Origin of the sequence: Segatella hominis, assembly GCF_019249725.2 — a bacterium.
Lineage (GTDB): Bacteria > Bacteroidota > Bacteroidia > Bacteroidales > Bacteroidaceae > Prevotella.
Map to the genome: position 1 here is coordinate 3,790,300 of NZ_CP137559.1, position 11,479 is coordinate 3,801,778.

Consider the following 11,479-nt stretch of genomic DNA (forward strand, 5'->3'; position numbering starts at 1 on the left):
TTATCACATATAGAATATTTTAAAAAGTAAGATAATGACTTATACTATCGAAAAGGTAACCACACTGATAGGTGCGCGTCGCTATGGAGACAAGGATACGAATATCGGTTTCATATTGACCGATAGCCGTTCACTCTGTTTCCCAGAGGAAACTCTGTTCTTCGCCTTGAAGTCAGAGCGTAATGATGGTCACAACTACATTCCTGAGTTGTATCGTCGTGGTGTTAGAAATTTCGTAGTTACTAATGTTCCTAAAGGATATGCTTCTGACTATCCGGAAGCTAATTTCCTGAAGGTGGTTAATACGCTGGAAGCTCTCCAGCGTCTGGCAGAGCGCCATCGTGATGAATTTAATATTCCTATCGTGGGCATTACTGGTTCCAATGGTAAGACTATGGTCAAGGAATGGCTTCATCAGTTGCTTTCTCCAAATATGTTTGTCACCCGCAGTCCGCGCAGCTACAATTCTCAGATAGGTGTGCCTTTGTCTGTCTGGTTGATGAACGAGCAGACTGAGGTTGGTGTCTTTGAAGCTGGTATCAGTCAGCCTGGCGAGATGCTTGCTCTTCGTGACATCATTCAGCCAACGATAGCCGTGCTTACTTATTTGGGTTCTGCGCATCAGGAGAATTTCGAGTCTTTGGAGGCTAAGTGTCGTGAGAAGATCATTCTTTTCCATGATGCAGAAACGATCGTCTATAATGGTGATGATGAAATTGTTGCCAGGGTGGTAGGCGAATATCATGATTACAAGGGTGAAAAACTGTATTGGTCCTTGAAGGATTCTGCTGCTCCTTTCTATGTGAAAAATATAGAGAAAAAGGGTAATCTGTCTATTATTACCTATATATATAAAGGTGAAGAGGATAGCTATTCTCTACCTTTTATTGATGAGGCTTCTGTCACCAATTCTATTATAGCGGCAGTTGTTTCCCGTAAGTTGGGGTTGACTGCAGAGGAAGTGGATAAGCGTATGTCACTTCTTGAACCGGTAGCTATGCGATTGGAAGTCAAGGAAGGACAGCATGGTTGCACTTTGATCAATGACAGTTACAACTCAGACATCAATTCACTCGATATAGCTCTCGACTTTATGAGTCGCCGCCCAGATCATAAGGGTCGCCGTCATACGTTGATACTCAGTGATATCTTCCAGAGCGGTGAAAATCCTAAGGACTTGTACAAAGAGGTCTCTGACTTATGCCGTAAGCGTGGTGTGGTCAAATTCATCGGTGTCGGTCCGCAGTTGTATGAACAGAGTGATGAGATTCAGATTTCAGAGAAATTCTTCTTCCGTAATATTGAGGACTTTATCAAGAGTGAGGTGTTCGCTTCCTTGCGCGATGAGGTCATCCTGCTGAAGGGTGCCCGTCAGTTTGGCTTTGACCAGTTGACTGAATTACTCGTGAAAAAGGTGCATGAAACCACATTGGAGGTAAATCTGAATGCAGTAGTGGCCAATCTGAACTATTACCGTTCGTTCATGAAACCAGAGACCAAGTTGGTATGCATGATCAAGGCGGATGGTTATGGAGCCGGAGCGGTAGAAATCGCCAAGACATTGCAGGATCATCGTGTGGATTATCTTGCCGTAGCAGTAGCCGATGAAGGTGTTACGCTTCGCAAGAATGGTATTACGAGCAATATCATGATTATGAATCCGGAGATGACAGCCTTCAAGACCATGTTCGACTATGATTTGGAACCAGAGGTTTATTCTTTCCGTATTCTGGACGCACTGATCAAGGCTGCAGAGAAAGAAGGTGTTACTGGTTTCCCTGTACATATCAAGTTGGATACAGGTATGCATCGTCTGGGCTTTGATCCGGAAAATGATATGGAAGAATTGATAGCACGACTGAAACATCAGAATGCCATCATACCACGAAGTGTGTTCTCGCATTTTGTAGGTAGTGATGATGATTCCTTCGATGCGTTCTCTGCCCAGCAGTTCGCATTGTTTGATAAGGGTAGCAAGCAGTTGCAGGCTGCCTTCGATCATAAGATATTGCGCCATATCTGCAATTCTGCAGGTATAGAGCATTTCCCTGACAGACAGTTGGATATGTGTCGCTTGGGATTAGGACTTTATGGTATCAATTCCCGCAACAACAAGACCATCAACTGTGTAAGTACCCTGAAGACGACTATCCTGCAGATGCATCACATCAAGGCAGGGGAGAGTATCGGCTACAGTCGCAGGACCATTCTGGATAAGGACAGCGTGATAGCAGCCATTCCAATCGGTTATGCTGATGGTTTGAACCGTCATCTCGGCAACCGTCATGCTTATTGTCTGGTGAATGGTCAGAAAGCAGAGTATGTAGGTAACATCTGTATGGACGTAGCCATGATCGATGTGACAGGCATAGATTGCAAGGAAGGTGACAGTGTGGAAATCTTTGGAGAGCAATTGCCAGTGCAAACGCTCAGTGATATTCTCGACACGATACCTTATGAGGTGCTGACTACGATCAGTAATCGTGTGAAGAGAGTGTATTATCAGGATTAAACAGAGGCGAAAATCTGTTGAAAATGTACAAAATCATATCAATCCCATCCGAAAATATCGGGTGGGATTCTTTTTTAAGTAATATTTTTAATGAAAACGTATTGAATTTAAAGAAAAAAGCGTATCTTTGTGCCCATAAAACTTGAAACAAATCAATGTTGCACCTTTATATGGGTGCCCCAAATTATTAACTAACATTCATTAAAAATTAAAATGGAAAAGGTATTTAGCTATATCATTAGCTTAGGTGCGAGTGTGATGATGCCAATCATCTTTACCGTCATCGGCTTGTGTATTGGCATGAAATTCGGTAAGGCACTGAAGTCGGGACTCTTCGTAGGCGTGGGTTTCGTAGGCTTGGGTGTTGTTACTGCTTTGTTGACAACTAACTTCAATGACCCATTGAAAGCAATCTCCGACCTTTATCATCTGCAGTTAAATGTATTCGATATGGGTTGGCCTGCTGCAGCAGCAGTTGCCTATAATACTGCGGTGGGTGCATTGATTATCCCTATCTGCCTGGGTGTCAATTTTCTGATGTTGATTACCAAGACAACCCGTACGGTCAATATTGACCTCTGGAACTACTGGCACTTTGCTTTTATCGGTGCGGTAGCTTACTTCGTGATGGGTCAAAGTTTGTTGTGGGGTTATTTCGCAGCAATCGTTTGCTACATCATTACTCTGATCTGTGCAGACTTGACAGCAGAGAAATTCCAGAAATATTATGATTTGGATGGTATCTCTATTCCTCAGCCTTTCTGCCAGAGTTTTATGCCTTTGGCTATCGGTTTCAACAAACTTCTGGATATGATTCCAGGATTCTCTAAGTTGGATATTGATGCAGAGGGTTTGAAGAAGAAGTTTGGTGTATTAGGTGAACCGTTGGTTCTCGGTGTCATCGTTGGTGCCCTGATCGGTTGGGCTGCACAGCTTGATATTAAGAAGGTATTGTTCTTAGGTGTTACCATGGGAGCGGTGATGGAACTGATTCCACGTATCACCTCTTTGTTTATTGAAGGTTTGAAGCCTATCTCAGAAAAGACTCAGGAATTGGTGAAGTCTAAGTTCAATGGTAAGAAGGTACATATCGGTATGAGTCCTGCTCTTGTTATCGGTCATCCTACAACATTGGTCGTATCTGTCATCTTGATTCCTGCTATCTTGGCTATCGCAGTATTCTTGCCTGGCAACCAGTTCTTGCCATTGGCATCTTTGGCAGGTATGTTCTACCTCTTCCCAATGATATTGCCTTTTACCAAAGGTAATGTAGTAAAGACCCTTATTATCGGTCTCTTTGCTCTGGTAATCGGTCTTTATTTTGTAACCGATATGGCTCCAGACTTTACTTTGGCTGCCAATCAGGTATATGCAGCTACAGGTGATAATGCTGCTCACATTCCTGCTGGTTTCTCTGGTGGTGCTCTCGACTTTGCCTCATCTCTCTTCGGATGGATTATCTATAGAGGTGTGAAACTTTCATACATCGGTATGGGTGTACTCACAGTCATCACTGTAGCTTTGATGATTATCAACCGTCAGCGCATCGTGAAAGAAGAGAAGAAGGCTGCTGAGGATTTGCAGAAATAAACAGAAAGATAGAAATAATTCTGAAAAATAAAAAATAATATAAAGATTTTAGTAATGAAGAAGGTATTATTATCATTTGCAATGTTGCTCGTTGCTGGTGCTGGTTTTGCACAGTGCTGCAAGAGTGCTTATGAAGTGAAGGCAGAAAATGCTTACACTAATTACAATGTTCGTTATGCAAGCAACCCAATGGATGCAAAGCATTACACAACAGACCGTCTTCGTGGTGAATATGCCATTGAGAAGGTTTTTGCTCCAGGTGAGGTAAACTGGACTTACACAATGTTTGACCGTTTCCTGATTGGTGGCGCACAGCCAACAACAGCTCCTTTGAAGTTGACTTCTATCGCTCCTCTTTATACAGACAAGCCAAACGATCAGAAGAACCTGCTCGATAACCGTGAGTTGGGTATCATCAATATCGGTGGTGAGGGTACTGTTACTGTAGATGGCAAGAAATATACGCTCGGTTTCCAGGAGGCTCTCTATGTAGGTCGTGGCGCCAAGAATATTGAAGTAGCCAGCAAGGATGCCAATAAGCCAGCTAAGTTCTATATGAACAGTGCTTGCGCACATCAGACCTTCCCTACTAAGAAGGTAACATTGAAGGATGCTAACAACATCAAGGCAGGTAGCTTGAAGGAAAGCAATGACCGCGTTATCCATCAGTTGATTATCGATGGTGTTGCTGGTGTACGTACATGCCAGTTGCAGATGGGTGTAACTGAGTTGAAAGAGGGTTCTGTATGGAACACCATGCCAGCTCATACTCACCTCCGTCGTATGGAGACATATCTCTATTACAATGTGCCAGAGGGTCAGAAGATTCTCCATGTAATGGGTGAACCACAGGAGACTCGTCCTATCTGGTTGAACAACGAGCAGGCTGTGATTGCTCCAGAGTGGTCTATCCACTGCGCTGCTGGTACAAGCAACTATACCTTTATCTGGGGTATGGCTGGTGAAAACCTGATCTATAATGATATGCAGGTAGTTAAAATTCCAGAGATGAAATAATATGAAAATCATCCTCTTGTGGGCATCATTTGTCCACAAGAGATTTTTCGTTCTCATTTAAACGCTAATTTTAAACAGACTCTATAGATAGTAAGTATGAACGCTATTAAAACAAGTAAGATGTCCAACTTCCGTTGGGTCATCTGTGCGTTGCTCTTCTTGGCAACCACTGTGAATTACATGGACCGTCAGGTTCTGTCATTAACATGGAAAGATTTTATCGCTCCAGAGTTCCACTGGACTGATGATGACTACGGTACGATTACCGGTCTCTTCTCCATTTTCTATGCCATTGCAAACCTCTTTGCAGGTAAGTTCGTGGATTGGATGGGTACAAAGAAAGGTTACCTCATTGCCATCTTCGTATGGTCAACTGGTGCTGTGATGCATGCAGGTTGCGGTTGGGTAGCTATGCAGGTAGAAGGCTATGATTCTATTGAAGCTTTGCGCCTGGTTCAGGCAGGTAGTGATGCAGCAGTTGCTATTGCCACTATCAGTGTATGGCTTTTCCTTTCCTGCCGTTTGATTCTTGCCGTTGGTGAGGCTGGTAACTTCCCTGCAGCTATCAAGGTAACAGCAGAGTATTTCCCAAAGAAGGACCGTGCTTTCTCTACAGCCATTTTCAATAGTGGTGCTTCTGTAGGTGCATTGGCAGCTCCAGCTACTATTCCTCTCTTGGCTCGCGCCATGGGTTGGGAGTGGGCTTTCATCATTATCGGTGTGCTCGGTTATGTCTGGATGGGTCTTTGGGTATGGCTTTATGACAAACCTGCCAAGAGCAAGTATGTCAATAACTCTGAGCTTACTTATATCAATCAGGATGAGGAAGCTGAGCAGGTTGAGGCAGAAAAGGCTGCAGGTGATGAGGAAGAAGAGAAGACTATCGGTTTCTTGAAGTGCTTTACCTTCCGTCAGACTTGGTCTTTCATCACAGGTAAGTTCTTGACTGATGGTGTATGGTGGTTCTTCCTTTTCTGGGCTCCAGCTTATTTCTCAGATCAGTATGGTTATTCTTCTGACTCAAGCATGGGTATTGCTTTGATTTTCACCCTTTATGCGATTGTTACCATCTTGAGTATCGGTGGTGGTTATCTGCCAACTTACTTTGTTGATAAGAAGGGTATGAATCCTTATATCGGCCGTATGCGTGCGATGTTGATCTTTGCATGTTTCCCATTGTTGGGTCTGATAGCACAGCCTATGGGTGAGTATAGTGCATGGTGGCCTGCTATCATTATCGGTCTTTTAGGTGCTGGTCATCAGGCATGGTCTGCCAACCTTTATTCAACCATTGGTGATATGTTCCCAAAATCTACCGTTGCAACTATCACTGGTATTGGTGCTATGGCAGGTGGTGTAGGTTCTTTCCTCATCAATAAGGGTTCTGGTATGCTCTTTACCTATGCAGAAGGTCAGGGTGCTGCCTTTACTTTCATGGGCTTTGATGGCAAGCCAGCTGGTTATATGATTATCTTCTGCATCTGTGCAGTGGCTTATCTCGTTGGTTGGTGTATCATGAAGGCATTGGTACCAAAGTACAAGCCAATCGTCGTTGACTAATTAGAGAAAGATATCAAGTAAAAATAATAATCCCTGTTAAGGAAATGATTTTTCCTTAACAGGGATTCCCACTTTCTTTTTTTCACATGAAGTCTGGCAATATCTTGCGAATTGTGAGCCGCGTGTGGCTTTTATTTTACAAAACCTTGCTGCTTGAGCGCATCCATAAAACCAATGCTCATGGCCTCACAATCTTTTTTCGTATAACGGATGTCTGTGAAAACCTGGGCGAGGGTTTCTACGTTGTTGATTCTTACAAATTCCTTGTTTTCTTCCAAGGATTCCTTTTCTGCATAGAAATCATCTATCTTCTCTGGGGTATAATCGCTGTATGATTCCTGATGAATGATACTACGCAATGGGAGTCTATCGCTCTTGGCTGGATGCTCGTCAGGCCATCCCAAGGTAATGGTGGCTACTGGCATTACGAGCTTTGGTAATTTCAAGGTGTCGATAATCATCTTAGGCATATAGATAGTTGTGCCCAAAAAACAGGTGCCTAATCCTTCTTCTTCGGCTAAGTTACAGAATGTTTGTGTGAAAAGCAAAGCATCTGTAGCCGCATTCATGAATGATAGGATATTATCATAACCAGGGGTGCCCTTGCGGTTCTCTGCCCAGATGGTTGTACGTCGGTAATCAGCGCAGATGGTAAGTACAACAGATGCATCTGTCACCATAGGTTGGTTGAAATGTGCTGGAGCAAGTGCTTTTTTACCTTCTTCACTTCTCGTAACGACGACACTATAGAGCTGAAGATTTCCCATCGTAGGGGTACGCTCTGCTTCTTCTATCAGCCGATTCAGTAATTCATCGCTTACTTCACGGTTGGAATATTTGCGAATGGTTGTTCTGTTTTTAATTGATTCCATATTCTTTATTTTTGATGTTTCTTGATATCGTTTTCCTCCTTATTCTATTGCAAAGGTAAATAAAGTTTTCTAAAAAGTGGCATATACTGCTATCTTTTTAAGAAATATCTCCAAAAACCTTTCATCATTTAGAATAAAAAGTTTAATTTTGCACCAAATTATTAAACGTTTAATATGATTGATACAGAAAATATGACTTTTGAAGAGGCTCGTCTTGCACTCGTGGATGATTTGAAGAGTAGTTTGGAGAACCTGCGTAACCGTTTTGCAGACCAGCAAGTTGATTGGGGTAAGCTGCAAGACAGTTTGCATAAGGTAGTCGGAGATTCTGTCAATATTCGGAAGATGCAACCGGATGTGGTTGAGGTGCGACCAAGAGAATTGGAATGTGATGTTGTCCGTTTCCAGAATAATAAGGAGAAATGGGTGGCATTGGTGGGTTTGCTCAATGGTCATCCTTACGAGATATTCACAGGTTTGCAAGATGATGAGGAAGGCATCATGTTGCCAAAATCAGTCACCAAAGGTAAAATCGTGAAGACAGTTCTCAGTGAGGGAGCCAAGAGATATGATTTTCAGTTTGTCAACAAGCGTGGTTATAAGATAACCGTGGAGGGATTGAGCGAAAAGTTTAATCCGGAGTATTGGAATTATGCCAAGTTGATTTCCGGTGTGTTGCGCTATCGTATGCCTATCAAGCATGTTATTAAACTGGTTAGCCAGTTGCAGCTCACTTCTGAGAGTATCAATACCTGGAAGGTGGGTGTAGAACGTGCCTTGAAAAATTACTTGAAGGATGATGAACTGCCAGTTTCTTGTAGTGATGAACAGCATGATGGAGGAGAACAATGATGAATTTACGTCAGAGCTATATCCTTTTGCAAGACTTGAAGTTTCATGCCTTTCATGGTGTTTTGCCACAGGAAAGGAAAACGGGTAATGATTATCTTGTAAGTTTACGTATCAAATATGATGTTACGAATGCATTGACGAGTGATGATGTCAATGATACCTTGAACTATGCAGAGGTTTATCAGTTGGTTTCCCAGGAGATGTCTGTTCCTTCTCAATTGATAGAAAGAGTAGGAGGCAGAATTGGTGATCGTCTTTTTCGCCGTTTTCCAACTATAGAAGAAATTCATCTGAAAATCATCAAGCAGAATCCACCTATGGGAGCCGATTGTGAAGGAGCTGGTGTGGAATTTCTGTTTGAGCGTTCACTTAATAAATAATAAAACTTTGTTGCATATTTTGGTTTTCTGCCATTAAATGCTTAATTTTGCACAATCATAATAAATAGTATGTTGAAGAAGATTGTTCTTTTGCTGGTTGCATTCTTTATGTTGGTGGCATATTCTTTTGCTGCCAATGATAGATTTACGCTTGTTATTGACCCTGGTCATGGTGGTCATGATGCAGGTGCCATGGGTGCCAGATCCAAAGAAAAAGATATAAACCTGCGGGTGGCATTGGCTTTTGGTAAGTATGTAGAACGTAATATGCCAGATGTGCGTGTCATTTATACCCGAAAGACTGATGTGTTCATTCCGTTGATGGAAAGAGCAAATATTGCCAATAAGGCTGGTGCGGACCTGTTTATTTCAGTTCATACCAATGCCTTGCCTGGTGGTAAGATAGCCAGAGGTTTTGAAACCTATTCCTTGGGTATGCACCGTGCCAAGGATAATCTGGATGTGGCTATGCGAGAGAACTCTGTCATCTCTATGGAGAAGGGATATCAGCAGACTTATCAGGGATTTGACCCGAAGTCTTCTGAAAGCTATATTATCTTTGAATTCATTCAAGGTAAGAATATGGAGCGCAGTGTTGAGATTGCCCGCTCTATTCAAAAGAGTGTTTGCCGTGAGGCTAACCGACCGGATAAAGGCGTTCACCAAGCAGGATTCTTGGTTCTTCGCGAGACCTCTATGCCAAGTTGTTTGATAGAGTTAGGCTTTATCACCACCCCTGATGAGGAGGAACTGCTCAACAATGAATCGCGCGTGGATGATGTGGCTAAGGCTATCTTCCACGGTTTCGAACAATATAAGAACAAGTATGATAGAAGAGTTTCTGTGCCTTATCGTGCGGCATCATCTGCAGACGACAGTGAAATGCCAAAGATTGTGCCAGATACCTATCAGCGCGGGGAAACCAAGCGACAATCGCAGGCAAGCGATACTTCCAGAACGACTTTGGTTAAGCGGCTTTCCACGAATAAGTCTTCTGGCAATGTCAATAAAACGATCGTTAATCCTATCGAAAGAAGAACTGCAAAGACTGTGGAAAAGGGAGCAACTAAGAATACGGTTGTCAAAGCAATCGCAAAAGTTGGAGAGAAAGACGCTCATGCCCCAATCTTCAAAGTGCAGATTTTTGTGAGCAACCGTGTGCTTCGAGCAGGTGATGCGCATTTCAAAGGAGAAACAGGTTATGCAAGTTATCAGGAGGGTGGTATGGTGAAATACACGATAGGTTCTTCTGCTAATTATAATGAGATCTTCCGACTTCGTAAATCCTTGTTGGATAAGTTTCCTGAGGCATTTATCATCGCCTTTAAGGATGGACAGAAGTACGACGTGAATCAGGCAATTCGAGAATTTAAACAGAATAAAAAATAAAGGAGAATGAAAATTACCAAGGAAATAAAAATAGCTCTTGTGGCTATTGTAGGTATTTTGATTATGTACTTCGGAATTAATTTTCTGAAGGGAATCAATCTGTTTTCTTCCAATAACTATTATTATATGACGTTTTCCGACATCCAGGGACTGGGTGCTTCAACGCCAATTTATGCTGATGGTTATAAGGTAGGAACTGTTGATGCTGTGGATTTTGACTATACTCAGTCTGGTCCTATCAAGGTGAAGGCTGATATTGATAAAAATCTGCGCATACCAAAGGGAAGTAAGGCTGAAATTGTGAAAGACCTGATGGGTAATTTGCAAGTGAATATCTTGTTGGCTAATAATCCTCGTGAACGTATTGAGGCTGGTGGCATTATACCTGGAGCTGTCAATGAGGGCGCTTTGGGCAAGGTTTCGGCTATGGTTCCTACTATCGAGAAGATGCTTCCTAAACTGGATTCTATCTTGGGTAGCTTGAATGCGCTCTTGGCAGATCCTGCATTGGCTGCTTCTTTGCATAATGTGCAAACCATTACGGGCAATCTTACGGTTTCTACCCGTGAGTTGAATACGTTGATGGCAGGTCTCAACAAGCAGGTTCCTGGTATGATCAATCGTGCCAATGGCGTTTTGGATAATACGAATAAGCTGACTTCCAATCTGGCATCTTTGGATGTACAGGGTACGCTGGATCGTGTCAACAAGACATTGGAGAATACACAGGCATTTACTGAAAAGTTGAACAGCAACAAGGGTACTCTTGGCTTGCTGATGAATGATACCCAGCTTTATGATAATATGAATTCGACCATGCGCCATGCTGATTCTTTAGTTATCGATTTGAAACAGCATCCTAAGCGCTATGTTCACTTCTCTGTTTTTGGTAAAAAAGACAAGTAATAGAGGCGAATGTCTTTAAAAAGCCGCCTGTGCTTAAATAAAAATAGTCTAAATAAGCAGATATGATGTTTCACGCCCTCGAAATAACTTTCGAACTGATTGTTTGTGAGTTATTTCGAGGGTGTTACGATTTTGTTCCACTCTTTTCCTATTCTTTTCTTTGAAAAGCTTCTAAGTTGTTCTACATCAGATAGTTAACCATAAAAATAGGTCAAAGAACTGAAAATTGTGGATAACTTAATTAAGTGTCTGATAATTAAGATGTTATAAGACTATATTAAAATAAATTAAATCATCAGATTTGGTGGTCTGCGTTTTATTTTATAATTTTGCAGTGAATTTGGCGTTTTGGGGATGCCTTTCACTAATTTGAGCAATAATTTAAAGCAATTATCGATATA

At 42.2% G+C, this 11,479-nt stretch carries 8 protein-coding genes and 1 pseudogene; 8 read left to right on the plus strand and 1 reads right to left on the minus strand.

Going from position 1 to position 11,479, the window contains the following annotated elements; all coding sequences use genetic code 11:
* Positions 1 to 34: 34 nt before the first annotated feature.
* From KUA50_RS15385 to KUA50_RS15400, 4 genes are all read left to right on the plus strand, one after another.
* On the plus strand, positions 35 to 2,512 hold the full coding sequence (locus KUA50_RS15385) for a bifunctional UDP-N-acetylmuramoyl-tripeptide:D-alanyl-D-alanine ligase/alanine racemase (protein WP_218457118.1): 2,478 nt from the start codon (positions 35 to 37) through the stop codon (positions 2,510 to 2,512).
* 213 nt (positions 2,513 to 2,725) lie between these two features.
* Positions 2,726 to 4,102: a PTS galactitol transporter subunit IIC gene (locus KUA50_RS15390; protein WP_218457117.1), complete on the plus strand. Its 1,377-nt coding sequence runs from the start codon at positions 2,726 to 2,728 to the stop codon at positions 4,100 to 4,102.
* A gap of 54 nt (positions 4,103 to 4,156) precedes the next feature.
* On the plus strand, positions 4,157 to 5,119 hold the full coding sequence (gene kduI, locus KUA50_RS15395) for a 5-dehydro-4-deoxy-D-glucuronate isomerase (protein ID WP_022111640.1): 963 nt from the start codon (positions 4,157 to 4,159) through the stop codon (positions 5,117 to 5,119).
* Between the two features lie 96 nt (positions 5,120 to 5,215).
* The gene (locus tag KUA50_RS15400) at positions 5,216 to 6,679 is read left to right on the plus strand and encodes an MFS transporter (protein WP_218457116.1); all 1,464 of its coding nucleotides are present in this window, start codon (positions 5,216 to 5,218) and stop codon (positions 6,677 to 6,679) included.
* Between the two features lie 131 nt (positions 6,680 to 6,810).
* Here KUA50_RS15400 and KUA50_RS15405 read toward each other — a convergent pair whose 3' ends face one another.
* The gene (locus tag KUA50_RS15405; RefSeq protein ID WP_118117083.1) at positions 6,811 to 7,551 is read right to left on the minus strand and encodes a nitroreductase family protein; all 741 of its coding nucleotides are present in this window, start codon (positions 7,549 to 7,551) and stop codon (positions 6,811 to 6,813) included.
* 348 nt (positions 7,552 to 7,899) lie between these two features.
* Here KUA50_RS15405 and KUA50_RS15410 point away from each other — a divergent pair.
* From KUA50_RS15410 to KUA50_RS15425, 4 genes and pseudogenes are all read left to right on the plus strand, one after another.
* A pseudogene (locus KUA50_RS15410) lies at positions 7,900 to 8,349 on the plus strand (ribonucleoside-diphosphate reductase, adenosylcobalamin-dependent); the annotation flags it as partial.
* 53 nt (positions 8,350 to 8,402) lie between these two features.
* Positions 8,403 to 8,783 (plus strand): dihydroneopterin aldolase, encoded by a 381-nt coding sequence (gene folB, locus KUA50_RS15415; protein ID WP_118117099.1) that lies wholly within the window; start codon positions 8,403 to 8,405, stop codon positions 8,781 to 8,783.
* Positions 8,784 to 8,852: 69 nt separating this feature from the next.
* Positions 8,853 to 10,172, plus strand: a complete 1,320-nt coding sequence (locus KUA50_RS15420) for an N-acetylmuramoyl-L-alanine amidase family protein (protein ID WP_218457115.1) — start codon at positions 8,853 to 8,855, stop codon at positions 10,170 to 10,172.
* A gap of 6 nt (positions 10,173 to 10,178) precedes the next feature.
* A complete protein-coding gene (locus tag KUA50_RS15425; RefSeq protein WP_218457114.1) occupies positions 10,179 to 11,078 on the plus strand; it encodes an MlaD family protein in 900 nt (299 codons plus the stop codon).
* Positions 11,079 to 11,479 lie beyond the last annotated feature (401 nt).

Excerpts from the sequence above, each read along its gene's own strand:
- KUA50_RS15385 (WP_218457118.1), top strand. The coding sequence starts at position 35 with ATGACTTATACTATCGAAAAGGTAACCACACTGATAGGTGCGCGTCGC.
- kduI (WP_022111640.1), top strand. The coding sequence starts at position 4,157 with ATGAAGAAGGTATTATTATCATTTGCAATGTTGCTCGTTGCTGGTGCT.
- folB (WP_118117099.1), top strand. The coding sequence starts at position 8,403 with ATGAATTTACGTCAGAGCTATATCCTTTTGCAAGACTTGAAGTTTCAT.
- KUA50_RS15420 (WP_218457115.1), top strand. The coding sequence starts at position 8,853 with ATGTTGAAGAAGATTGTTCTTTTGCTGGTTGCATTCTTTATGTTGGTG.
- KUA50_RS15425 (WP_218457114.1), top strand. The coding sequence starts at position 10,179 with ATGAAAATTACCAAGGAAATAAAAATAGCTCTTGTGGCTATTGTAGGT.
- KUA50_RS15390 (WP_218457117.1), top strand. The coding sequence starts at position 2,726 with ATGGAAAAGGTATTTAGCTATATCATTAGCTTAGGTGCGAGTGTGATG.
- KUA50_RS15400 (WP_218457116.1), top strand. The coding sequence starts at position 5,216 with ATGAACGCTATTAAAACAAGTAAGATGTCCAACTTCCGTTGGGTCATC.
- KUA50_RS15405 (WP_118117083.1), bottom strand. The coding sequence starts at position 7,551 with ATGGAATCAATTAAAAACAGAACAACCATTCGCAAATATTCCAACCGT.